Origin of the sequence: Hydrogenophaga pseudoflava, assembly GCF_031020795.1 — a bacterium.
In the GTDB taxonomy this organism is placed as follows: Bacteria; Pseudomonadota; Gammaproteobacteria; order Burkholderiales; family Burkholderiaceae_C; genus Hydrogenophaga; species Hydrogenophaga pseudoflava_A.
Map to the genome: position 1 here is coordinate 1,005,672 of NZ_JAVHJP010000001.1, position 23,538 is coordinate 1,029,209.

Annotated in this window: 25 protein-coding genes and 1 riboswitch; of the genes, 11 read left to right on the plus strand and 14 right to left on the minus strand. The window is 67.5% G+C overall.

The genetic code is table 11. From position 1 onward, the window contains the following. The first annotated feature begins 58 nt into the window (after positions 1-58). Both RCO38_RS04905 and RCO38_RS04910 read left to right on the plus strand, forming a co-directional pair. Complete coding sequence (locus RCO38_RS04905; protein ID WP_308327163.1) at positions 59-550, plus strand: GlcG/HbpS family heme-binding protein; 492 nt, start codon at positions 59-61, stop codon at positions 548-550. Further along, a complete protein-coding gene (locus RCO38_RS04910) occupies positions 547-1,227 on the plus strand; it encodes an ankyrin repeat domain-containing protein (RefSeq protein WP_308327164.1) in 681 nt (226 codons plus the stop codon). The genes RCO38_RS04905 and RCO38_RS04910 overlap by 4 nt, the downstream gene beginning before the upstream one ends. A 302-nt stretch (positions 1,228-1,529) precedes the next feature. Here RCO38_RS04910 and tyrS read toward each other — a convergent pair whose 3' ends face one another. Next, positions 1,530-2,792, minus strand: coding sequence for a tyrosine--tRNA ligase (tyrS, locus tag RCO38_RS04915; RefSeq protein WP_308327165.1), 1,263 nt, complete (start codon positions 2,790-2,792; stop codon positions 1,530-1,532). Positions 2,793-2,958: 166 nt separating this feature from the next. On the opposite strand from tyrS, the gene RCO38_RS04920 reads away from it, so the two are divergent. After that, a complete protein-coding gene (locus RCO38_RS04920) occupies positions 2,959-4,323 on the plus strand; it encodes a M23 family metallopeptidase (protein ID WP_374694507.1) in 1,365 nt (454 codons plus the stop codon). Positions 4,324-4,395: 72 nt separating this feature from the next. Here the strand turns inward: RCO38_RS04920 and erpA are convergent, their stop codons facing one another. From erpA to rplM, 5 genes are all read right to left on the minus strand, one after another. Continuing rightward, positions 4,396-4,761: an iron-sulfur cluster insertion protein ErpA gene (erpA, locus tag RCO38_RS04925; RefSeq protein ID WP_308327166.1), complete on the minus strand. Its 366-nt coding sequence runs from the start codon at positions 4,759-4,761 to the stop codon at positions 4,396-4,398. A gap of 90 nt (positions 4,762-4,851) precedes the next feature. Next, complete coding sequence (locus RCO38_RS04930) at positions 4,852-5,250, minus strand: bactofilin family protein (protein ID WP_308327167.1); 399 nt, start codon at positions 5,248-5,250, stop codon at positions 4,852-4,854. Between the two features lie 22 nt (positions 5,251-5,272). Beyond that, positions 5,273-5,980, minus strand: a complete 708-nt coding sequence (locus tag RCO38_RS04935; protein ID WP_308327168.1) for a DUF6776 family protein — start codon at positions 5,978-5,980, stop codon at positions 5,273-5,275. A 93-nt stretch (positions 5,981-6,073) separates the two neighbouring features. Then, positions 6,074-6,466: a 30S ribosomal protein S9 gene (rpsI, locus tag RCO38_RS04940; RefSeq protein WP_308327169.1), complete on the minus strand. Its 393-nt coding sequence runs from the start codon at positions 6,464-6,466 to the stop codon at positions 6,074-6,076. Between the two features lie 10 nt (positions 6,467-6,476). Then, a complete protein-coding gene (gene rplM, locus RCO38_RS04945; RefSeq protein ID WP_308327170.1) occupies positions 6,477-6,908 on the minus strand; it encodes a 50S ribosomal protein L13 in 432 nt (143 codons plus the stop codon). 194 nt (positions 6,909-7,102) lie between these two features. Here rplM and RCO38_RS04950 point away from each other — a divergent pair, with 194 nt between their 5' ends. The 6 genes from RCO38_RS04950 to RCO38_RS04975 all read left to right on the plus strand — a co-directional run bounded on the left by RCO38_RS04950 (position 7,103) and on the right by RCO38_RS04975 (position 11,937). Then, entirely contained in the window at positions 7,103-8,017 is a 915-nt protein-coding gene (locus RCO38_RS04950) for a 23S rRNA (adenine(2030)-N(6))-methyltransferase RlmJ (protein ID WP_308327171.1), read from the plus strand. A 119-nt stretch (positions 8,018-8,136) separates the two neighbouring features. Further along, a complete protein-coding gene (gene paaA, locus RCO38_RS04955) occupies positions 8,137-9,159 on the plus strand; it encodes a 1,2-phenylacetyl-CoA epoxidase subunit PaaA (RefSeq protein ID WP_308327172.1) in 1,023 nt (340 codons plus the stop codon). Continuing rightward, positions 9,156-9,452, plus strand: coding sequence for a 1,2-phenylacetyl-CoA epoxidase subunit PaaB (paaB, locus tag RCO38_RS04960; protein ID WP_308327173.1), 297 nt, complete (start codon positions 9,156-9,158; stop codon positions 9,450-9,452). The genes paaA and paaB overlap by 4 nt, the downstream gene beginning before the upstream one ends. Then, a complete protein-coding gene (gene paaC / locus RCO38_RS04965) occupies positions 9,452-10,294 on the plus strand; it encodes a 1,2-phenylacetyl-CoA epoxidase subunit PaaC (protein WP_308327174.1) in 843 nt (280 codons plus the stop codon). The genes paaB and paaC overlap by 1 nt, the downstream gene beginning before the upstream one ends. A gap of 5 nt (positions 10,295-10,299) precedes the next feature. Further along, positions 10,300-10,824, plus strand: coding sequence for a 1,2-phenylacetyl-CoA epoxidase subunit PaaD (gene paaD / locus RCO38_RS04970; protein ID WP_308327175.1), 525 nt, complete (start codon positions 10,300-10,302; stop codon positions 10,822-10,824). A gap of 3 nt (positions 10,825-10,827) precedes the next feature. After that, entirely contained in the window at positions 10,828-11,937 is a 1,110-nt protein-coding gene (locus RCO38_RS04975) for a 2Fe-2S iron-sulfur cluster-binding protein (protein ID WP_308327176.1), read from the plus strand. Position 11,938: 1 nt separating this feature from the next. Here the strand turns inward: RCO38_RS04975 and RCO38_RS04980 are convergent, their stop codons facing one another. The 7 genes from RCO38_RS04980 to ahcY form a co-directional block, all read right to left on the minus strand. Beyond that, positions 11,939-12,535: an OmpW/AlkL family protein gene (locus RCO38_RS04980; protein ID WP_308327177.1), complete on the minus strand. Its 597-nt coding sequence runs from the start codon at positions 12,533-12,535 to the stop codon at positions 11,939-11,941. A 140-nt stretch (positions 12,536-12,675) separates the two neighbouring features. Continuing rightward, a complete protein-coding gene (locus RCO38_RS04985; RefSeq protein ID WP_308327179.1) occupies positions 12,676-13,953 on the minus strand; it encodes an O-acetylhomoserine aminocarboxypropyltransferase/cysteine synthase family protein in 1,278 nt (425 codons plus the stop codon). 34 nt (positions 13,954-13,987) lie between these two features. Then, positions 13,988-14,485 carry a septal ring lytic transglycosylase RlpA family protein gene (locus RCO38_RS04990; protein WP_308327334.1) on the minus strand — a complete coding sequence of 166 codons (498 nt, stop codon included), beginning with the start codon at positions 14,483-14,485 and terminating at the stop codon, positions 13,988-13,990. A gap of 35 nt (positions 14,486-14,520) precedes the next feature. Next, positions 14,521-16,866, minus strand: a complete 2,346-nt coding sequence (locus RCO38_RS04995) for an autotransporter family protein (RefSeq protein ID WP_308327180.1) — start codon at positions 16,864-16,866, stop codon at positions 14,521-14,523. A gap of 134 nt (positions 16,867-17,000) precedes the next feature. Then, positions 17,001-17,831 carry a methylenetetrahydrofolate reductase [NAD(P)H] gene (gene metF, locus RCO38_RS05000; protein ID WP_308327181.1) on the minus strand — a complete coding sequence of 277 codons (831 nt, stop codon included), beginning with the start codon at positions 17,829-17,831 and terminating at the stop codon, positions 17,001-17,003. Then, positions 17,816-18,571 (minus strand): TlyA family RNA methyltransferase, encoded by a 756-nt coding sequence (locus RCO38_RS05005; protein ID WP_308327182.1) that lies wholly within the window; start codon positions 18,569-18,571, stop codon positions 17,816-17,818. The genes metF and RCO38_RS05005 overlap by 16 nt, the downstream gene beginning before the upstream one ends. Positions 18,572-18,672: 101 nt before the next feature. Then, on the minus strand, positions 18,673-20,106 hold the full coding sequence (ahcY, locus tag RCO38_RS05010; RefSeq protein ID WP_308327183.1) for an adenosylhomocysteinase: 1,434 nt from the start codon (positions 20,104-20,106) through the stop codon (positions 18,673-18,675). A 73-nt stretch (positions 20,107-20,179) separates the two neighbouring features. Then, a riboswitch (S-adenosyl-L-homocysteine riboswitch) is annotated at positions 20,180-20,267 on the minus strand. Between the two features lie 55 nt (positions 20,268-20,322). On the opposite strand from ahcY, the gene RCO38_RS05015 reads away from it, so the two are divergent. Continuing rightward, positions 20,323-21,135 (plus strand): HAD-IIB family hydrolase, encoded by an 813-nt coding sequence (locus tag RCO38_RS05015; RefSeq protein ID WP_308327184.1) that lies wholly within the window; start codon positions 20,323-20,325, stop codon positions 21,133-21,135. Between the two features lie 61 nt (positions 21,136-21,196). Continuing rightward, the gene (locus RCO38_RS05020; RefSeq protein WP_308327185.1) at positions 21,197-22,450 is read left to right on the plus strand and encodes an MFS transporter; all 1,254 of its coding nucleotides are present in this window, start codon (positions 21,197-21,199) and stop codon (positions 22,448-22,450) included. Here the strand turns inward: RCO38_RS05020 and RCO38_RS05025 are convergent. Then, positions 22,427-23,521 carry a YeeE/YedE family protein gene (locus RCO38_RS05025; RefSeq protein WP_308327186.1) on the minus strand — a complete coding sequence of 365 codons (1,095 nt, stop codon included), beginning with the start codon at positions 23,519-23,521 and terminating at the stop codon, positions 22,427-22,429. The genes RCO38_RS05020 and RCO38_RS05025 overlap by 24 nt on opposite strands. Between the last annotated feature and the right edge of the window lie 17 nt (positions 23,522-23,538).

The window sequence follows — 23,538 nt, forward strand, 5'->3', positions numbered from 1 at the left end:
TGAATTTCTACAGTTCTCCCACGGTTGATCCAACCGCATCCAACCCCAGGAGAACCAAATGAAAGTCACCGCTTCCGCCACCGCCCTCGTCCTGTCCCTGATCGCCGGTGCCGCCAGCGCACAGGCCGTGCGCACCGAAAAGAACATGTCGCTGGAGCTGGCCAACCAGATCGCCGCTGCCACGGTCGCCGCGTGTGCCGCCAGCAACTACAACGTCGCCGCCGCCGTGGTCGACCGCGCCGGCACCCTGCGCGCGCTGCAGCGCGCCGACAACGCCGGCCCGCACACCGTGGGCGCCGCGCAGGCCAAGGCCTACACCTCGGCCTCGGCGCGCAACACCACGGCCGCGATGCTGGAAAGCGTGCAGAAGAACCCCGGTGCGCAGACGCTGGTGGACATCCCCGGTTTCCTGGTGCTCGGCGGCGGGGTGCCGGTGAAGGTGGGCAACGAGGTGATCGGCGCGGTCGGCGTGGGCGGTGCACCCGGCGGGCATCTGGACGAGCAGTGCGCGAACGCCGGCATTGCCAAGGTCGCGGACCTGCTGAAATGAAAGCCCTGCTGCTGGCCCTGTCGCTGGCGTTCGGCGGCGTCACCGCAACGGCCCAGGTCGCGCCCGGCGCGGCCGAGGCCGCGGCCTACACCGGTCTCCACGCGGCCGCCCACAAGGGCGATGTGGCCAAGGTCCAGCGCCTGGTCGCGTCGGGCGCCGCGCTGAACGCCACCGACGGCTACGGCCGCACGCCGCTGCACGTGGCCACGTTCGCCCGCCAGCGCGAGGCGATCGGTGCGCTGGCAAAGACGGGCGCCGATCTGAACCGGCTGGAGGCCGACCGCTATGACGCGGTGACCATCGCGTCGGTCGCGGACGACGAGGCCACGCTGAAGGTGCTGCTGGAACTGGGTGCCAGCGCGAAGCAGGTCACCAGCCGCTACGACGGCACGGCCCTGATCGCGGCGGCGCACCTGGGGCACGACGGTGTCGTGCGGCAGCTGATCGCGGCCGGCGCGCCGCTGGACCATGTGAACAACCTGCACTGGACGGCGGTGATCGAGTCCATCGTGCTGGGCGACGGCGGTGCACGGCACCAGGCGACGCTGAAGGCGCTGATCGACGCGGGGGCGAATCTCCAGCTGACGGACCGCAGTGGTCAGACGCCGTTGGCGCTGGCGAAGGCTCGCGGGTTCACGGCCATGGTTGCGTTGCTGGAGAAGGCTGGGGCTCGGTGAGCCTCTTGCTCTCCCGCGTTGCCTCATGGCCCAAAGCGATGGGGCGGACGGCTCCGCTCATGTCCCCCGGGCTGGCTGCGCCAGCCCTCCTCCTTTACTTCGCTGCGCCATCCGCCCCATCGCTTTGGGCCGCACAAACTTGGGCGCGCCCATGGTTGCACGCCCACATCACTTCGGAACGGGGTGACAGCGCGTTCTGTGCAGTGAGGTAAAGGAGGAGGACCGGCGCAGCCGGTCCGGGGGACACGAACGGAACAGAGCGCGCTGGCGCCCCGATCCCGACACAACGCAGGAATGAAAACTCAGGCCAAAGTCACGCGAGCAAACTTCCGCTTGCCCACCTGCACGACGTAAACGCCAGCACCCAGCTTCAACCCCTTGTCGCTGACCACCGACGAGTCGATGCGCACGCCACCGCCGTCGATCAGGCGGTTGCCCTCGCCGTTGGACGCCACCAGCCCCGCCGCATTCAGCAGCGCCGCCACGCCCATCGGCGCACCCGCCAAAGACACCTCCGGAATTTCGTCCGGCACCCCGCCCTTGCTGCGGTTGATGAAATCCTGCTCCGCCGCATCGGCCGCGGCCGCGCTGTGAAAGCGCGCGGTGATTTCCTTGGCCAGCATCACCTTCGCGTCCTTGGGGTTGCGACCGGCCTCCACTTCCTTCTTCAGCGCCTCGATCTCGGCCATCGACTTGAAGGACAGCAGCGTGTACCAGCGCCACATCAGCGTGTCCGAAATCGACAGCACCTTGGCGAACATGGTGTTGGGCTCTTCGGTGATGCCGATGTAATTGTTCTTGGACTTGGACATCTTCTCGACGCCGTCCAGGCCTTCGAGCAGCGGCATGGTCAGGATGCACTGGGGCTCCTGGCCGTATTCCTGCTGCAGGTGACGCCCCATCAGCAGGTTGAACTTCTGGTCCGTGCCACCCAGCTCCAGGTCGGCCTTGAGCGCCACCGAGTCGTAGCCCTGCATCAGCGGGTACAGGAACTCGTGCACGCTGATCGGCGTGCCGGCCTTGAAGCGGTCGTGGAAGTCGTTGCGCTCCATCATGCGCGCCACCGTGTACTTGGCCGCCAGCTGGATCAGGCCCATCGAGCCCAGCGGCAGGCTCCATTCGCTGTTGTAGCGGATCTCGGTCTTCGCCGGGTCCAGCACCAGGCTGGCCTGTTTGTAGTAGGTCTCGGCGTTGGCCTTGATCTGCTCGGGGGTGAGCGGCGGGCGGGTGCTGTTGCGGCCCGAAGGGTCGCCGATCAGGCTGGTGAAATCCCCGATCAGGAAGATCACCTGGTGCCCCAGGTCCTGCAGCTGGCGCATCTTGTTGAGCACCACTGTGTGGCCGATGTGGATGTCGGGCGCCGTCGGGTCCAGGCCCAGCTTGATGCGCAGCGGCACGCCGGTCTGCTCCGACTTCGCCAGCTTTTTCACCCAATCGTCCTGCGGAATCAGCTCGTCGCACCCCCTCAAAGTCACCGCCAGCGCCTCGCGCACGCCGTCCGTCGGCTGGACAGCTCCGCCGGCCGGCAAGGACACGGCTGAAACATCGGTATCGCTGTGATTCATAAGGGTTTTTTCAGATGCGCAACCCCCTTGCGGGGCTACAATTGCGGGTTTGGCGAGCCCCGGATTCTAGTGGGCGCGCTCCGCTGCTCAGCCTCCGTACGAGTGATCAGGGCAGGTTCTTCTGACGACAGGCGGCTTCGTTCGCCGCTTTTGCCGGACACCGATTTTGAAGTTCACCTCTCGCCACAACCAACTGCCCACCCTGGCACGAGCCACCAGCGATTCCCTGCTGTCCAGCATCGCCCGCCATCCCCGCCGCGTGATGGCCGGCATCGGTGTGCTGCTGCTGGGCACTGGCGTCACCGCCTTCGGCATTGCCCCCCTGGCCCCTGATGCCTCCCTGCTGCCCGTTCGGCAGGTGGTCGAAGAGATCCAGGCCCAGCCACTGGCCCCGCTCGAAGGAGCGGCGCTCGACACCTGGTCGCTCTTCCGCAGCGACACCCTGCGGCGCGACGACACCCCTCAGAGCCTGCTGCAGCGCCTGGGGGTGGTGGATGCGGCGGCGGTCGCCCTGTTCCGCAGCGACAGCAATGCCCACGAGCTGTTTGCGGGCCGGACCGGCAAGCTCGTCACCGTGGAAGCCAACAGCCGCCAGGAACTGGTCCGGCTGACAGCCCGCTGGCTGCCCGACGATGGCCGCAGCTTCCAGCGCCTGGTGATCGAGCGCCAGGGCGACGGCTTCAGCTCCCGTGTGGAAAGTGGTGAACTCACCGTCCAGTCACGACTGGCCAGCGGTGTGATCCGCAGTTCCCTGTTCGCTGCCACCGACGAAGCCGGTCTGCCGGACAGCGTGGCCGTGCAACTGGCAGAAATGTTCTCCGGCGACATCGACTTCCGGCGCGACCTTCGCGAGGGCGACCGTTTCTCCGTGGTGTACGAGAGCCTGGAAGCCGATGGCGAGTCGCTTCGTGCCGGCCGCGTGCTAAGCGCCGAGTTCATCAACGACGGGCGAGAGCACGAGGCCGTCTGGTTCGAAGAACCCGGACTCAAAGGCGCCTATTACGGCTTTGATGGCCAGAGCTCGCGCAAGTCCTACCTCGCCTCGCCGCTGGAATTCTCGCGGGTGAGCAGTGGCTACGGCATGCGCTTCCACCCCATCTCCGGCCAGCAGAAGGCCCACCTCGGCGTGGACTACGCGGCCCCCACTGGCACGCCGGTGCGCACCATCGGCGACGGCGTGGTGACCTTCGCCGGCTGGCAGCGCGGGTACGGCAACACCATCGAGGTGCGGCACCGCGACAACCAGACGACGCTCTTTGGCCACCTCAGCCGCATCGACGTCAAAGTGGGCCAGAAGGTCGCCCAAGGGGAGTTCATTGGCGCGGTCGGTTCCACCGGACTGTCCACCGGTCCCCACCTGCATTTCGAGTTCCGCGACAATGGCGTGCACCAGGATCCGCTGGCCATCGCCCGCCGGAGCGAGAGCATCCCGGTGAGCCCCGCAGCCCGTGCCCGTTTCGACGCCGTCGCCCAGTCGATGCGGACGCAACTCGACGCCGCGGCCATGGTTCAGCAAGCCAGCGCGCAATAAGCGACGCACCCGCCAGTGCCAAACAAAAAGGGAGCCATGGGCTCCCTTTTTGTTGCCAGCTTGAAAGAGGGCTCAGACGCTGAAGCTGGATCCGCAGCCACAGGTGGTGGTGGCATTCGGGTTGCGGATCACGAACTGGGCCCCTTCGAGGTCTTCCTTGTAGTCGATCTCGGCACCCACCAGGTACTGGTAGCTCATGGCATCAATGAGCAGGGACACGCCGTTCTTCGTCATCTGCGTGTCGTCCTCGTTCACCACCTCGTCAAAGGTGAAGCCATACTGGAAGCCGGAGCAGCCTCCGCCCTGAACGAACACGCGCAGCTTGAGGTCCGGATTGCCCTCCTCGGCCACCAGATCGGCCACCTTGGCGGCGGCGCTGTCGGTGAAGATCAGGGGTGCGGGCATTTCGGTCTGGGTGGATTCGGCGACGGCGCTCATGGTGTTCCTCGGTACGGTGGGGCGGTGGCGTGCGAGCCTGACTCACACACGCTGACCCCGAATGGTAGGGCAAATCACTCGGGATTGCGCTCAGCCGTTGTTTGCCGCCAGTTTCAGTGTGGGTTTGTCTTCGAGACTGCCGGTCATGGGCTTGAGCTGACCCGCAATGGTGGCCCCCTGGTGCATTTCCAGCGACTTGTAGGACACGTCGCCTTCGATGCGGGCCTTGGGTTGCAGTTCCAGCAGCTCGAAGGCGAACACCGGCCCCTTGACCGTGCCGTTGATGATCACATGATCGGCGTGTATCTGACCCGTCACGCTGGCCGACTCACTGATCACCAGGATGCTGGGCTGCTCGTCGCTGGCACGGATGTCACCCACCACATCGCCGTCCACCCGCAGCCCGTCGTGAAACAGCACATTGCCTTCGATCCGGGTGCCCTGCGCGATCAGACTCTTGATGGGTGGCTGCTTTTTCTTGTTGAACATGTCGTGCTCCGGTGCAACGGAATCAGAGTTTGATGGTGTGCAGAGCCTTCACGGCCCCACCCTGGAGGATTCTGGCGGAGACGGTTTTTACCACGGCCTGCGGCGGCACGTCCACCAGCCCTTCCTGCCGCAGATAGCCCTTGATCAGCACCGCCTGTGGCGTCGACGCGTGCTGCGCCGCCCAGGGTTTGCCGTCGAGCGTGCCGGTGAAACTGATCTCCAGCTGCCCCTTGAACTCGGGGGCGTTCTTTTCAGCCTGGATCATCAGGACCTGCCATCGGAGCTGGGCCTCGGCGACCCGTTCAATCTGAAGCCCCCGGATGCTCAAAGCATCGGAACCGGTGCCAGGAATCAGGCGCTCGAAGAAACCGAGATCACTGCGCAGCGTCAGGTTGTCGGCCTGCAGCTGCCGTATCTGCAGGAGCAGTTGCTCCTGCGCGGTCTTCTCGGTGGTCAGCAGGCTCTCGGAAGTATTGGCCACAGATTGCGCCTTGCCCAGGGCCTCCCGCAGCTGCCGCACTTCGGCGCGCAATGTCTGCAGCTCCTGTTTGGCATTTCGATCCAGCCCGGCAATCTCCTTCCCGAACTCGAAGGCCCAGAGTGCCAGTGCCCCGGAGAACCCCAGCACCACCGCCGCCAGCAGCCAGCGCAGCGGCCAGGGCGTGGCGCTGCGAATGGCCATGCGCGGCGCACTGACCGTCAGCCTTCGGCGCAGCAAACGCAACCTCATCGGACGGCTCCTTTCCGGAAACAGATGGTCACAAAAAACAAAAACCGCCCCAAGACGAGCTTGAAGGCGGTTTCTGCGGCAGTGAACAGCGAATTAGCGCTTGCTGAACTGCTTGGCGCGGCGTGCAGAACGCAGACCGACCTTTTTACGCTCGACCTCGCGAGCGTCGCGGGTCACGAAGCCAGCGTTGGACAGCTCGGACTTCAGTGCGGCGTCGTAGTCGATCAGGGCGCGGGTGATGCCGTGGCGGACGGCGCCGGCCTGGCCGGATTCACCACCACCGTGCACGTTCACCTGGATGTCGAACGCCTCTGCGTTGTTCGTCAGCAGCAGGGGCTGCTTGGCGATCATGATCGAGGTCTGGCGGCCGAAGAACTGCTCGATGTCCTTGCCGTTGACCGTGATCTTGCCGGTGCCTTTTTTCAGAAACACACGGGCGACGCTGGATTTGCGACGGCCGGTGCCATTGTTCCATTCACCAATCATCGTCGGCTCCTCAGATGTCCAGCACTTGCGGCTGTTGGGCGGTGTGCGGGTGCTCGGCGCCGCCGTACACCTTGAGCTTCTTGATCATGGCGTAGCCCAGAGGACCCTTGGGCAGCATGCCCTTGACGGCCTTCTCGAGCGCGCGGCCGGGGTGCTTGGCCTGCATGTCGCGGAAGCTGGTGGCGTAGATACCGCCCGGGAAGCCCGAGTGACGGTAGTACATCTTGTCGGTGTTCTTGGCACCGGTCACACGCAGCTTGGCTGCATTGATGATGACGATGAAGTCACCGGTGTCGACGTGAGGCGTGTAGATGGCCTTGTGCTTGCCGCGCAGACGGAGGGCCACTTCACTGGCGACCCGTCCGAGAACCTTGTCGGTTGCGTCAATCACAAACCACTCGTGCTTCACGTCAGCGGGCTTGGCGCTGAACGTTTTGGTCATGAGTTTTCTCTTGCGAGTTGGTTTGGCGGACCCTTTTCCACGGTCGGTCGTTCTCTGACGGAACGCTCTTAGGTGGTGTTCAAACACTTCGCCGCGGGGCCACGAAATCGCTGCGAAGCCGAGCATTGTACGATTTTTCGCCGCTGGCTGGCAAACAGGACCCGCAACGGGTCGGCCGGCGCTACCATCGCCCGATGTTCAGTTACCGCCACGCCTTTCATGCCGGCAACCACGCCGACGTGCTCAAACACATCACCCTGATGGCCACGCTGCGCCACTTGATGAAGAAGGAGGCGGGCATCACCCTGGTCGACACCCACGCGGGCGCCGGTCTCTACCGGCTGGACGGCGACTACGCCGAAAAGGGCGGTGAAGCGGCTGATGGCATTGTGAAGCTGATGGCGGCAATGAGGCCGGCCACCGGCACGCCACCCACGTCCACCACGGCGCTGGACGACTACCTCGACCTGATTGCGGGCTTCAACCCGGACGGCCAGTTGCGCATCTACCCGGGTTCGCCGTTCGTGATGCAGTCGCTGATGCGCGCAGAATCGCGCGACCGCCTGAAACTCTTCGAGCTGCACCCGACCGACAGCCGCACGCTGAGCGCCAACATCGCCCAGCTCGAAGCCGGGCGCCAAATCGCGGTGGCGCTGCAGGACGGCTTTGAGGGGCTCAAGCCCCTGCTGCCACCCCCGCCCTCGGCGTCGGGCTCCAAGCGCGCCCTGGTGCTGATCGATCCGAGCTACGAGATCAAGAGCGATTACGCGAAAGTGAGCGCCTGCATACAGGAGTGTCTCAAGCGCTTCCCCACGGGCACTTATCTGGTCTGGTACCCGGTCATTCCCCGCGCCGAGGCGCACGACCTGCCGCGCCGACTCAAGACCCTGTGCAACCAGGCCCAGCGCTCCTGGCTGCACGCCACGCTGAGCATCGGGCATGGCCCGCTGGCCCTCGGCGAGCGCCCGGGCCTGACCGCCAGCGGCATGTTCGTGGTCAACCCGCCGCACACACTGAAGGCCGAGCTGCAGGCCACGCTGCCACTGCTCGTGACGCTGCTCGGACGGGGCCGCGGCCAGTCGAAGTCCGTGGAAGCCAGCGGGGCCTGAGGAGCGAACCACAGGCCCCGGGTAAATCCCGACCCGCCACCGGCGAATTAACCAACCGACCGGTCGGTTAATTCCCTATACTGCGTTTCCACCCCGCCTGACGGGTGCAGGAGACGCGCATGTACACCCAGTCTTTTTCAGTCGCCGACGGCGACGCCAAGGGCGCACCCAAGGCCGGTGCCACCCCCATCCGCGCCGAGGACGCCGCGCTGCAGGCGCATTTCGACACCGTGATCGACGCCGACGGCAAGGTCGAACCGCGCGACTGGATGCCAGAGGCCTACCGCAAGACCTTGGTGCGCCAGATCAGCCAGCACGCCCACAGCGAGATCGTCGGCATGCTGCCCGAGGGCAACTGGATCAGCCGCGCACCCAGCCTCAAACGCAAGGCCATCCTGATCGCCAAGGTGCAGGACGAGGGGGGCCACGGTCTGTATCTGTACAGCGCCGCCGAAACCCTGGGCACCAGCCGCGACCAGATGCTGGACGCGCTGCACAGCGGCAAGGCCAAGTACAGCTCGATCTTCAACTACCCGACGCTCAACTGGGCGGACGTGGGCGTGATCGGCTGGCTGGTGGACGGCGCGGCGATCATGAACCAGATCCCGCTGTGCCGCTGCAGCTACGGGCCGTATGCGCGCGCCATGATCCGCGTCTGCAAGGAAGAGAGCTTCCACCAGCGCCAGGGCTACGAGGCCCTGCTGGTGATGATGCAGGGCACGGCCGGGCAGAAGGCCATGGTGCAGGACGCCGTGAACCGCTATTGGTGGAAGTGCCTCGCCATGTTCGGCCCACCGGACGCCGACAGCCCCCACAGCGTGCAGGGCATGCGCTGGGGCATCAAGCGCATCAGCAACGACGACCTGCGCCAGAAGTTCATCGACGCCACCGTGCCACAGGCCGAGGTGCTGGGCGTGACCCTGCCCGACCCCGACCTGAGGTGGAACGAAGCACGCGGTCACTACGACTACGGACAGATCGACTGGGACGAGTTCTGGGCCACGGTCAACGGAAACGGCCCGATGAACAAAGAGCGCCTGGCCACCCGGGTCAAGGCGCACGAGCAAGGGGCCTGGGTGCGCGAAGCCGCCCTCGCCCACGCCACCAAGCAGCAACAACGCCAACAGAAGGAGGCTGCATGAACGCGCCCGCTTTGAAGGAATGGCCCCTCTGGGAAGTCTTTGTCCGCAGCAAGCAGGGCCTGGAACACAAGCACTGCGGAAGCCTGCACGCCAGCGATGCGCGCCACGCGCTGCAGATGGCGCGCGACGTCTACACCCGCCGCCAGGAAGGGGTGAGCATCTGGGTCGTGCCCTCGACCGCCATCACGGCCAGCGAGCCCGACAGCAAGGACAGCTTCTTCGACCCCGCGGCCGACAAGGTCTACCGGCACCCCACCTTTTACGAGATTCCGGAAAAAGTGGGGCACATGTGATGAAGGCGCCGGTCGACTATTTGCTGCACCTCGCCGACAGCGCCCTGGTGCTGGGGCAGCGCAACGCCGAGTGGTGCGGCCATGGCCCCATCCTCGAGGAAGACCTGGCCCTGGCCAACAACAGCCTGGACCTGATCGGACAGGCCCGCCTGCTCTACCAGCACGCGGCCGACCTGATCAACAGCGACGCCGCACTGGCGCAGCGCTTCGCGCACCTGCAGGGCGCGCGTCAGGATGGCCGGGTGACCGAAGACACCCTGGCCTACTTCCGCGACACCGCCGAGTTCCGCAACCACACGCTCATGGAGTTGCCGCACCACGGCGCACTGGTCGGCTATGCGGTGGCCGAGCGCGACTACGCCACCACCATCACCCGCAACTTCCTGGTCAGCGCCCTCATGGTGCTGGTCTGGGACCGGCTGCAGGCGTCGAAGGACGCGCAGCTGGCCGGCATCGCGGCCAAGTCGCTCAAGGAGGTGCGCTACCACCTGCAACACGCGGGCGACTGGCTGGTGCGCTTCGGCGACGGCACCGAAGAATCGCACCACCGCGCCCAGGCCGCCGTCGACCACCTGCTGCCCTACTGCGAGGCTTTCTGGCAGCCCGGCCCGGCCGAGCGCGCCGCGGCGCAGGACGGCACCGGTGTGGACATCACCGCGCTGCGCGGCGACTGGAACACGCTGGTCAACGAAACGCTGGCCGAGGCCACGCTGACGCGCCACGACCAGCCGCACCAGGGCTATGTGGCCCAGGGCCATGTGGGCGTGCACACAGAGCACCTGGGCTTCCTGCTGGCCGAGATGCAGAGCCTGGCCCGCGCCCACCCGACCGCCGTCTGGTGAACCCCATGGGCGTGGCCGCCGATTCGTCCCTGCAGGCCGTGGCCCAGGCCGTGGCGCACTTGGCCGACCCGGAGATTCCGGTGATGAGCCTGGGTGAGCTGGGCATCCTTCGCGCCGTGCGCGTGGGAAGCGACGGTGTGCCGGAGGTGGTCATCACGCCCACCTACAGCGGCTGCCCGGCCATGGGCCAGATCGAGGACGACATCGTGGCGACGCTGCGTGATGCGGGACTGCCCGGCCGCGTGGTGACCCAGCTCTCGCCCGCCTGGACCACCGACTGGATGAGCGAAGCCGCGAAAGAGAAGTTGCGCGCCTACGGCATCGCGCCACCGCAGTGCGGCAGCCAGCCCGCCTCGCCCGCCGGTGTGCTGCAGTTCAGCCGGCACGCGGCCACACCGGTTCGTGTCCCCTGCCCGCAATGCGGATCGCACAACACGACACAGACCGCGCCTTTCGGCTCCACGGCCTGCAAGGCACTTCACCGCTGCCTGGACTGCCTGGAACCCTTCGACTATTTCAAGCCGTACTGAACCATGAGCACCGCCGCCTCCCGCTTCCACGAACTCACCGTTTCCCGCGTCGATCCGGAAGCGGCCGGCGCGGTCGCCGTCTCGCTGGCGATTCCCGAGCCCCTGCGCGAGACCTTCGCATTCGAGCCCGGCCAGTTCCTGACCCTGCGCGCCGACATCGGCGGCCAGGACGTGCGCCGCAGCTACTCCATCAGCAGCCCGCGCAGCCGCCTCGTCGAACATGGTGAAGTCACGCTGGGCATCCGCCCGGTAGAAGGCGGGGTGTTCTCCAACTGGGCGGCCACGCAGCTCAAGGCGGGCGACACGCTGCGCGTGATGCCGCCGGACGGGCGCTTCACCATCCACAAGCCGCGCGCGATCCACCGCGTGGGTTTTGCGGCGGGCTCGGGCATCACGCCCATCCTGTCGATCATGACGAGCACCCTGGAAGAGTCGCCCGACGCGAAGTTCACCCTGGTCTACGGCAACCGCCGCATGGCCAGCGTGATGTTCAACGAGGCCCTGCAGGACCTCAAGGACCGCTACCCGGACCGGCTGACGCTAATCCATGTGCTCTCGCGCCAGTCGCTGGAGGTGCCGCTGCTCGAAGGCCGCATCGACGGTGCCAAGGTGCGCGAGATCATCGCCGCGCTGCTGCCCGTGGGCAGCATGGACGAGGTGTTTGTCTGCGGCCCCGAGGCCATGATCGAATCAACGGAACAGGCGCTGCGGGAGGCCGGCGTGCGGCCCGACCGCATCCACACCGAGCGCTTCACCTCGCCGACGCTCGAAGCCCTGCCCGCAGAGCAGCGAAAGACCGCGGTGCTCGGTCACCCCGCCGTGCGCACCGACGGCGAGGTGGCCCTGACCGTGGTGGTCGACGGCAAGTCGCACGCGCTGCGCATGAACCGGGACGAACGCGTGCTCGATGTCGCCCTCGGCGCCGGCCTGGACCTGCCCTGGTCGTGCAAGGGCGGCGTCTGCTGCACCTGCCGGGCCAAGGTGATGGAGGGCGCGGTGAGCATGGACAAGAACTTCACCCTCGAGCCCTGGGAGACCGACAAGGGCTTCGTGCTGTCCTGCCAGGCGCGGCCGACCACCAGCACGCTGGTGGTCAGCTACGACGAGCGCTGAATCAGAACTTCCAGCCCAGGCCCACGCCCACCAGCACCGGATCGACCTTGAACTTGCCGATCTCGCTGCCACCGGCCGAGACCTTGGTGCCGATGTAGACCTTCTTCACGTCGACGTTGAGGTACAGGTCCTTGCCCACGGGGATGTCGACGCCGGCCTGCAGCGCGGCGCCCACGCTGTTGCGCTTGATGTCCACGCCGGCCGGCAGGTTCACCGAGCTGAAGCGGGTGTAGTTCAAACCCGCACCCACATAGGGCTTCACCGGGCCAGCCGGGAAGTGGTACTGGACGCTGAGGGTGGGCGGCAGGTGCTTGAGGCTGCCAATTTCGGCGCTGCCGGCGGACAGGGTGTGCTTCTGCGGCACGGTCAGGATCAGCTCGGCGGCCAGGTTGGGACTCAGGAAATAGGTGAAGTCCACCTCTGGCAGCCACTTGTTGTTGATGGACAGGTCCAGGCCGGTGCTGTCCTTGTTGGCGCTGTTCAGATGCACGGCGCGGGCGCGGACCAGCAGGTCGCCGGCCTTGAGGTCCTGGGCCAGCACGGGGGCGGCCACCAGGGTGGTGAGGGCTGCGATGGCAATGATGTGCTTCTTCGACATGATCAACTTCTTCCTCGTCACGGGAACATTCCCGCGCGGGGATTGGAGTCGCCCACCCAGGCTGGCGGCTTGCGTCAGGTCAAAAGAAAAGGGCGCCGCAGCCGCGGGCGCCCTTCTTCATTGCCGTGGATTGACCCAGGTCAAACCGATGCCAGCGCCTGCTCCAGATCGGCGATCAGGTCGTCGATGTGCTCGATGCCAATCGACAGGCGGACCATGTCCGTGCTGACACCGGCTTTTTTCAGCTCATCGGGGTTGAGCTGCCGGTGCGTGGTCGAGGCCGGGTGGCAGGCCAGCGACTTGGCGTCGCCGATGTTCACCAGGCGGGTGAACAGCTGCAGCGCGTCCTGGAAGCGCGCGCCGGCAGCGATCGCGTCGTCGGCCCTGAGGCCGAAGCTGATGATGCCCGACGCGCGACCACCCATGTATTGCTTGACCAGCCCGTGGTCCCTGTGGTCGGGCAGGCCGGCGTAGTTGACCCAGCCCACTTTGGGATGGCTCTGCAGGTGCTGCGCCACCTTCACCGCGTTCTCGCAGATACGGTCCATGCGCAGCGCCAGTGTCTCGATGCCCTGCAGGATCTGGAAGGCGTTCATCGGCGAGAGCGCCGCCCCCATGTTGCGCAGCGGCACCACGCGCGCACGGGCGATGTAGGCGGCCGGACCCAAGGCCTCGGTGTAGACCACGCCGTGGTAGCTCACGTCGGGCTCGTTCAGGCGCTTGAAGCGCGCCTTGTGCTCGGCCCAGGGGAACTTGCCCGAATCCACGATGGCACCGCCGATGCTGGTGCCGTGGCCGCCCAGGTATTTGGTCAGCGAGTGCACCACGATGTCGGCGCCGTGCTCGAACGGGCGGCACAGGCAGGGGCTGGGCACGGTGTTGTCCACGATCAGCGGCACGCCGGCCGCATGCGCCACCTGGGCCAGCGCGCCGATGTCGGTCACGTTGCCCAGCGGGTTGCCCACCGACTCGCAGTAGATGGCCTTCGTGCGCTCGTCGATCAGGGCGGCGAATGCGGCCGGGTCGCGCGGATCAGCGAAGCGCACGGTGATGCCCTGCTGCGGGAAGGTGTGGGCGAACAGGTTGTAGGTGCCGCCGTAGAGCGTGGAGGCCGAGACGATGTTGTCGCCGGCCTCGGCGATGGTCTGAATCGCGTAGGTGATCGCCGCCATGCCCGAGGCCACGGCCAGCGCACCGATGCCGCCTTCGAGCGCGGCGAGGCGGGCTTCGAGCACCCCATTGGTGGGGTTCATGATGCGGCTGTAGATGTTGCCCGCGACCTTGAGGTCGAACAGGTCGGCGCCGTGTTGCGTGTTGTCGAAGGCGTAGGCCACGGTCTGGTAGATCGGCACCGCGACGGCCTTGGTGGTGGGGTCGGGCGTGTAGCCGCCGTGCACGGCGAGGGTTTCAAGTTTCATGCGGGTCTCCCTTGGCTGCTGGATGAACAGCCGGTCATTCTGGCAGCAACTCGACCTGGGCCACCCCGCGCCCCTGCAACCCCAGTGCGTGGAACGCCGCCTGGCTCAGGTCGATCACGCGCGAACGCTTGAAAGGGCCCCGGTCGTTGATGCGGACCACCACCTCCATGCCGGTGACCACGCTGCGCACCCGCACGCGGGTGCCGAACGGCAGCGTCCTGTGCGCGGCGGTCATGGCGTGCCGGTCGTAGCGCTCACCGCTGGCGGTGCGACGGCCGTGAAATCTCCGGCCGTACCAAGAAGCCAGTCCCCTTTCGAGAGCGTTTGCGGCGTCGCCGGCCTGGACAGGGTCACGTGTCCCGGCAGCGGCCGGCTCGGTGGTGGCAGGCGCAGCGGGCTCGGCCGCCGCGCGACCGATGCCTGCCGCAGGAACAGCAGGCGCCACAGACGCCGCAGCAGGTGACCGGACCGCCCGGGCATCCTCCGGCCCAGAAGGGATGGGTGGGGCGGCACAGCCGGCCCACACCACCATCAGCGCGGCCAGCGAAATGAACCGGATGACGCGCTTCAAAAGCGCCAGTCCAGACGCAGGCTGACGCCCTGGTCGGTCATTCCCCCACGCAGGCTCAGGTCGTATTGCACACGCATGTCCACGGCCTCGCCGGCTTTGTGGACCAGGCCCAGACCCAGTTCGGCCAGGGTACGGCGTCGCTGCGTGCCGGGCGTGGAGAACACCGGGCCGCCCCCGACGAACTGGGCCGAGGTGCTGTCGCGGTCACCGGCCAGGTCGTAGCCGACGGCCGCCTGCGCCAGCAGATGGCTTTGCGCTCCTACAGGATGGCGGACGTCTACCCCCAGTTTGGCGACCAGCTCCTTGGCTTTCTGTGCAGCGACCTGCAGGTCGAGCGCTCCGGCGCCCGTTTCGGTGTACGCGTTGCTGCGCGCGCGGCGCCAGTCAAGGCCTACCGAAGGCGTGACCGATGTGGCGGCCACCGCCATGGGCCGTCCCAGACTCACCCCCAGGTGTGAGGCATGGCCGCGGTAGCTGGCCTGCGCCGAGCGTCCGATGAAGCCCAAGGCGCGCGCGGACTTGACCGAGCTGCGCGAGGCATCGGCCTGCCATTGCAGGCGCCATGCCGCGAGATCGTAGGAACCGTAGCCCAGCACCTGAACGCTTTCCAGGTCGCTGCGGTGACCCAGCGCAAAGTCGCGGCCCTCCACACGCCCATCCAGATAGGCCAGGCCGAAGCCGATGCTGCTGCCTGGCGCCAGGGAGGTCTGGTGACCTCCGGCCAGGCCTTGCGTGCGCACCCGGTAGCCACTGGCCTGACGGTAGCGGTCCTGATCGGCCACGGAGCTCAACGGCTGCACCCAGAGTCCCGTCCCGGGCTCCGCAGCGGCCCCGTCCGCCCCACCCCTGGCCTGCTGCCCGGACACGGCCGAGCCGGTGCTCGACACATGTGCCAACAGGGCCTGGACCGCGTTGCCGTGCATCGAAGGCATGGCCTGCCCCACGGCGCGCGCCACCGACGCGTCGTCGGGCAGACGCCCCAGCGCCGTCACCACCGCATCCCAGTCGGTGCCAGTGCGCCCACCTCGGATGTAGCCGTCCAGCACCTGGGCGGTCGGCACGCCATTGGTCAGCCCCGCCCGGATGGTCGCCGGGACAATGCCCTGCCCGGAGGAGGGCACAGGCGCTGGCGCGGAGCCTCCGCCGTGGGCACTGCTGCCACCGCCCCCCCCGGGCGAGGGACCCGGTCCTGGCTCGGGGTCTGTACCCGCCGCCTGGACGAGCAGGTCGATCTGGCTTCCACTGGTCTGCGACTGGAAGTTGAACAGGGCGCTGTTGTCGGACACGTTGGTGCTCGGCGCAGCGTTGGTGAGGGTGCCTCCGGCGGTCAGCACGCCCGCCAGCGTGTCGCCTGCGGCCAGGGTATTCGTGGCGTTGACATCCACCACGAAGGTGGCGCTGGGCTGCAGGTTCACATTGCCCGACACCGTCAGGCGACCAAAGCTGGAGGCGCTGCTGGCGCCCAAGCGCAGTGCTCCGGACTGCGTGTAGTTGCCCGTAATCTGGGCGTTGGTACCCTCGGGGATCTGCAGGGTGCCGGCGTTGTCAAAAGCATCGGGCGTCAGGGAGTAGGCCTCGATGACATGCAGTGTCGACCCCACCACCAGACGCGCCCCTGACTGGATGCGGAACAGGTTGGACCGGAAGGTGTTCTCGGTGGTGAAGACAGCCCCGGACAGGATGTTGATGGAGCTGCCCGTGCCCACATTGTTCACAGGCCCCGTGATGCGCGCGGCGCTACCGCTCAGATTGAGCGTGGTGTTGCCGGTCTGGATCCCGCCCAGGATGTGGCCCGCATTGTTGAGGGTGCCGAGCGTGCCGGTGGACTCGATGGCATTGGTGCTCCCGGAGCCGGCCTGGATCTCGGCGCCCGCCTCGTTGTTCAGGATGGTGATCGTGCCAATGGTGTCGTTGTACACGCCCAGGGCAAACGACCCGGCACCGATGCGCCCACGGTTCGTGATCTCGGTGATGGTCCCCTGGTTCCAGATGCCGTCGGACGGGTTGCCGACGATGTCACCGTCGTTGGTGATCTGAACACCTGTCTGCCCCGAACCGACCCGCACCCCCACGACCGTACTCGCACCGTCGCCGGTGATGCTGCCTGTACCGGTGACCGACAGCGCGTCACCAGTTTGCAGCTGACACTCACCGACACGGGCATCCGCCACAGTGATAGCACCCGACCCGACACATGAACCGGTGCCGGCCATGGCGGTCGGAGCCGGCAGCCCCACCGCCAGAACGGACGCCGTGGCCAGCCCGGTGGCGGCTTGTCGAAACTCGCGGCGCCGGGCGCGCGCGCTGTCAGACCGGAAAGCATGTGCAGGCTGCTTGGACATGGGTCACCCTCGAGAAAGTCGGCGAATAGGAATCGGTTTATCCGATCCTTGAGCGATGGGCATTATCTTCTTACACCATCGAGCGTCCGTGCCTGGTCCCCGGCGGGCGTTTGTGGCCGACGCGACCGGCCCGATCAATGCCCTGTCAGCCGTCGCACGATCTCCAGCGTCGCCACGCTCTGGTTCATGGTGTAGAAGTGCAGCGCCGGCACGCCGGCGCTGCGAAGCTGGTCGCACAGGTCGGTCGTCACGTCCAGGCCGAACGCCTTGATGGACTCCGTGTCGTCGCCGAAGGCCTGCAGACGCAGGCGGATCCAGCGCGGAATCTCGGCGCCGCAACTCTCGGCAAAACGCAGCAGGCCACTGGAGTTGATGATGGGCATGATGCCCGGCACCACCGGCACGTCGGCGCCCAGCTTGTGCGCGTCGTCCACGAAGCGGAAGTACGCATCGGTGTTGAAGAAGAACTGGGTGATGGCCGAACTGGCGCCGGCCCTGACCTTGGCCACGTAGGCCTGCAGGTCAGCCTCGGGCGACCTGGCCTGGGGGTGCATCTCGGGGTAGGCCGCCACCTCCAGATGGAAATGGTCGCCGGTCTCGGCGCGGATGAAGGCCACCAGATCGGCCGCGTAGCGGAACTCGCCCATGCTGCCGTAGCCGCTGGGCAGGTCGCCACGCAGCGCCACCAGGCGGCGCAGGCCCATGGACTTGAACAGCGCCAGCTTCTCGCGCACCGATTCGCGCGAGGCGCCGACACAGGTGAAGTGCGACGCGCCCTGCTGGCCCTCGTCCAGGATGGCCTGCACGGTCTGCAGCGTGCCGTCCTGCGTGGAACCACCGGCGCCATAGGTCACCGAGCAGAACTCGGGCTGCAGCGCGTACAGCTTCTGGCGCACGGCGCGAAGCTTCTCGGCGCCCTCGGGCGTCTTGGGCGGAAAAAACTCGAAACTCAGGGGCAGGCCCATACGAAGAACTCCCGGTTGCCATCACCGCCGGTGATGGCGCTTTCAAAATAGTCCCGCAGCCGCAGGCCGTTGTCGTCGCAGGCCTGCGCGATGCGTTGCCGCACGAGCGGATAGCTGGCGGCATCCTTGACCAGGCCACCTTTGCCGATGTGCGCGGGTTGCAGCTCGAACTGCGGCTTGACCAGCATCAGCAAGCCGCCTGATGGTTTGAGCAGCGACACGATGGCCGGCCACACCAGGGTCTGCGAGATGAAGGACAGGTCGCCGACGATCAGATCGAACCGTTCGCTTCCGCCACCGGCATCCGCCAACTGCTGCGCCGTCAGTTCACGCGCGTTGCACTTCTCGATGCAGACCACGCGCGGGTCGCCGCGCAACGCCGGATGCAACTGGCCCTGTCCCACGTCCACGCCGACGACCTGCTTGGCGCCACGCTGCAGCAGGGCGTCGGTGAAGCCACCGCTGCTCTGCCCCACATCGAGGCAGCGCAGGCCGGTCACGTCGAGGTGGCAGTGCGCCAGCGCGCCGTCCAGCTTGAGCCCGCCGCGCGACACGAAGCGCGACTCGGCCGTGTCCTGCAGTTCCAGCTCCGCTGTCTCGCGCAACTCCTCGCCGTTCTTGGTGACCGGTTTCCAGTCACCGCCGGAAAGGCGCCAACGAACACCCGCGGCAATCAGCCGCTGGGCTTGCGAACGCGACGCGGCCAAGCCGCGATCGACAAGAAGTTGGTCAGCACGCATGGTCGAGCGCTACAGACAAAACCCAGGGCGCCGCGGAACCGGCTTTGCCGGGCCGCCAGCGCCGCCCCCTTGAGGGGGTCGCGCGAAGCGCGGCAGGGGTTTCAATATCTGTAGGTGTCCGGCTTGTACGGACCGCTCTTGGGCACGCCGATGTACGCGGCCTGCTCGTCCGACAGCTCGGTCAGCATGGCACCGACCTTCTTCAAGTGCAGGCGCGCGACCTTCTCGTCCAGGTGCTTGGGCAACACGTAGACCTTGCCCACGTCATAGCCTTCGGGGTGCGTGAACAGCTCGATCTGCGCGATCGTCTGGTTGGCGAACGAGTTGGACATCACGAAGCTGGGGTGGCCGGTGCCGCAGCCCAGGTTCACGAGGCGGCCCTTGGCCAGCAGGATGATCTTCTTGCCGTCGGGGAAGATCACGTGGTCGACCTGGGGCTTGATCTCTTCCCACTGGCACTTCTCTTCCAGCTTCGCGACCTGGATTTCGTTGTCGAAGTGGCCGATGTTGCAGACGATGGACTGGTCCTTCATCGCCGCCATGTGCTCGTAGGTGATCACGTCGCGGTTGCCGGTGGTGGTCACGAAGATGTCGGCCTTGTCGGCGGCCCATTCCATGGTCACGACCTTGAAGCCTTCCATCGCGGCCTGCAGGGCGTTGATGGGGTCGATCTCGGTCACCCACACCTGGGCGCTCAGGGCGCGCAGCGCCTGGGCCGAGCCCTTGCCCACGTCGCCGTAGCCGCAGACCACCGCAACCTTGCCGGCGATCATCACGTCGGTGGCGCGCTTGATGCCGTCCACCAGCGACTCGCGGCAGCCGTAGAGGTTGTCGAACTTGCTCTTGGTGACCGAGTCGTTGACGTTGATGGCGCGGAACATCAGCGTGCCCTTGGCCGACATTTCCTTGAGGCGGTGCACGCCGGTGGTGGTCTCTTCGGTCACGCCCAGGATCTGCGCGCTCTTGCGGCTGTACCAGGTGCCGTCCTCGGCCAGCTTGGCCTTGATGGCGGCGAACAGGATGCGCTCTTCCTCGCTGCCGGGGTTGGCCAGCACGGACAGGTCCTTCTCGGCGCGCTTGCCGAGGTGCATCAGCAGCGTGGCGTCGCCGCCGTCGTCCAGGATCATGTTCGGGCCTTCGCCTTCGGAACCCTTGGGGCCGAAATCGAAGATGCGGTGGGTGTAGTCCCAGTAGTCGACCAGGGTCTCGCCCTTGACCGCGAACACCGGCGTGCCGGCCGCGGCGATGGCGGCGGCGGCGTGGTCCTGGGTGGAGAAGATGTTGCACGAGGCCCAGCGCACGTCGGCGCCCAGGGCTTTGAGGGTCTCGATCAGCACGGCCGTCTGGATGGTCATGTGCAGCGAGCCGGTGATGCGCGCGCCCTTCAGGGGCTGCTTGGCCGCGAACTCTTCGCGGATGGCCATCAGGCCGGGCATCTCGGTCTCGGCGATCTTGATTTCTTTGCGGCCCCAGTCGGCCAGGCCGATGTCGGCGATGACGCTGTCGGTGACAACGGCGGGAATGCGTGCGTTCATGGTTCGCTCCATTGAAGGTTGATGAACCACTTCACGGGCGAGAGGGGGCAAAAAAAAGCCCATCGCACAGAGAAGTGGATGAGCGTCGTTGCATGGATGTCCGAGCCTCACGAACCGCGCCGACCGGGGGTCGGGGGTGCGCTGCAACGCTCCTCGGATGGCCGCGATTCTACCGCAGGCGCCGATTCTGGGCATCTGCGAAACTGGCGGCCCTTTATGACCCATTCCCCGCTTTCCGACTGGCCGCTGGCCGCCCGCGCGCGCATCCACGGCGTGCTCACCGACATCGACGACACCCTGACGACCGACGGCGCGATCACGCCCGACGCGCTGGCCGCGCTGCACGCGCTGCGCGCCGCGGGCCTGCCGGTGTTCGCCATCACCGGCAGGCCCGCGGGCTGGAGCGAGCCCTTCGCGCGGGCCTGGCCGGTGGACGCCATCGTGGCGGAGAACGGCGCGGTGGCGCTCTGGCGCGCCGCCGACGGTGCGCTGCAGAAGGACTGGCTGCAGGACGAGGCCACCCGCAACGCCAACTTCGCCCGCCTGCAGGCGGTGGCGCAGCGGGTGCTGGCCGAGCTGCCGCACGCCCGCCTGTCGCAGGACAGCACCGGGCGCGAGACCGACATCGCCATCGACCACAGCGAGTTCGCCCACCTCCATGAGGCCGACATCCGGCGCGTGGTGGCGCTGATGCGCGAAGGCGGGCTCAACGCCACTGTCAGTTCCATCCACATCAACGGCTGGATTGGCGAGCACCACAAGCTCGAAGGCGCTCGCTGGATCGTGCGCCAGCGGCTGGGCCGCGACCTCGACGCCGAGATCGACCGCTGGGTCTATGTCGGCGACTCGACCAACGACGCGCTCATGTTCGGCCACTTCCCGCACAGCGTGGGCGTGGCCAACATCGCGCGCTTCTGGGACCAGCTCGCGCAGCGCCCGCGCTATGTGACCTCGGGAGAACGCGGCGCCGGTTTTGCCGAGGTGGCGCAGGCCGTGCTGGCCGCACGCACGGCCGGAGCCCGCGCATGAGCGCCGCCGGGCCGTTCCCAAGGCGCTCAGCCCCGCAGTGGGCAGCACGGAGGGTGGTCCAGTGAGCGGCCCGCTCCTGCCCCCGCCGTCCACCCCCGCCCCGACGGCGCCACCCGCGCTGGCCCGCCGCGGGCTCTGGGCCATCTTCATCGCCACCTTCTGCGAGCTGGTGGGCTACTTCATGCTCATGCCCTGGCTGCTGCTGCAGCTCAAGGACGGTGGCGAGTCCACCGCGCTGGCGGGGCTGTTCGCGGCCAGCGGCTGGGTCGGCGTGTTCTTCATGACACCCTTCGCCTCGGCCATCACCCAGCGCCTGGGCCGACGGCCCACGCTGTGGCTGTCGGCGCTCATCCCCGTGGTCTCCACCACCGGCTTCCTGCTCACCGACGCCCTGCCCGTCTGGTTCGCCTGCGAGTTCATCGCCGGCGCGGCCTCCGGTCTGCGCTGGGTGCTGGCCGAGGCGGTGGTGGCCGAGTTCGCGCCGCCCCACCAGCGCGGGCGCATGGTGGGCCTGTTCGAGACCATGGTCGGCACCACCTTCGTGATCGGCCCGGCCCTGCTGGCGCTGGTGGGCCCCACCAGCCCGGTGGCGCTGTGGATCGTGCTGGGCTTTCTGATGCTGGGCCTGCTGGGCAGCCTGTGGATTCCGCGCCTGCCGGCCGCCGCCGACGCGCACGAAGCGCGCGTCGGCCTGCACGGCGTCTGGCATGCGCTGCGCGCGCACCCGCTGATCATGACGGTCGGCTTCGTCGGTGGCTTCTTTGAAAGCGGCCTGACCTCCATCCTGCCGCTCTACGGCCTGGCGCTGGGCATGGGGGCCGCCGCGGCGGCGCTGCTGGTGTCGGCCAGCGGCCTGGGCAGCGCGCTGATGATGCTGCCCGCCGGCATGGCGGCGGACCGGCCCTCGCTGCAGCAGCGCCACGGCGGCGAACACGGCGCCCGGTTGCTGATCCTGCATGCCTGTGCCCTGATCACCCTGCTGGCCACGGTGCTGATTCCCTTCGTGGCCGGCGCCCCCTGGCTGGCGGCGGCGGTGGCCTTCGTCTGGGGCGGCGCGGGCGGCAGCCTGTACACGCTCGCCATGATCGACATCGGCTCGCGAGAGGAAGGCATCACCCTGGTCAACAGCACGGCGGTGCTGGTGCTCTCGTACACGCTGGGCGGCGTGCTGGCGCCCGCGCTGGGCGCCGCCATGCTGGACTGGGCGCCGGTGATCGGCTTCCCGGCGCTGCTGCTGGCCGTGGCCGGGCCCGGCTGGTGGCTGTTGCGGCGCGAACACCGCAGCCTGCGCTCAAGGCGCCGCGGCGGCGCCTGAGGGCGACTCGGCTTGCGCCGCGGGGCGAGGTCGGTCCAGCACCCGGTCGGCCAGGCCGCCGCCGACCCACATGCCCGCCAGCGCGAGCCAGGCGGTGACGGCAAAGATGGCGCCGCCGGTCATGCCCGCGCCCACCGCGCAGCCGCCGGCCAGCATAGAGCCGAAGCCCATGAAGATGGCGCCGGCGATGTAGCGCGGCATGGTGTAGCCGCCGCCGAAGCCTTCGAGCTTCCAGTCGCCTCCCACCAACGCACCGATCAGCGAACCCAGGAACACGCCGGGCATCAGGCCCAGGTCGAAGTTCCAGGGCTCGTCCGGGTTGCTGAGCACGCGCATCAGCCACTCGGCCGAGGGCCCGCTGAAGGTCATCCCCTGCACCTGGATCGGCTCGAAGGAGTGCGCCAGCACCTGGTAGGTGAACAGCCAGGCCAGCGCCACCGCCAGGCCGGTGCCGATGCCGCCCAGCCATTTCCAGACGCCCCAGCCGCTGTAGTAGGCGAAGAAGCCCGCGGTCACCATCCACACCGCGCCGAAGGCCAGGCCGTCGTTCGGCCCCACGCCGACCAGTGCCAGCAGGCTGCGCGCCGGCCCGCCCTCCACCACCCACAGGCTGGCGATCGCCTCGCGCCAGGGCGCCAGCACGCCGGCCAGCGAGGCCTGCGCCGTCACCGCGAAGATCAGGCCCGAGAGCAGCGCACGCAGGTTGCCGTTGGCCGAGAGCACCAGCAGGCGGCTGGCGCAGCCGCGGGTCATCACCATGCCGACGCCGAAGATCAGGCCCCCGATGAGCGCACCGGACAGACTACCCTTGGCTGCGACCTGGCGCGCCGTGCCCACGTCCAGCAGGCCGGACACGACGAACAGCTGAACCGCCACCACCGCGGTGGCAAACGCCAGCAGCCAGACCGCCAGTTTCTCGCCGAACCGGCCGTGCCAGAACTCGACGACGGCGGCGCGCAGGCAGAACTTCGAGCGCTGCGCAAAAAAGCCGAACAGCAGCCCGCTGAGCAGGCCGCCCACCAGCAGCACGCGGGGCTCGCCCCATTGTTCGATCCAGCCGGTCCAGTCCATTGCAGCACTCCATTCGC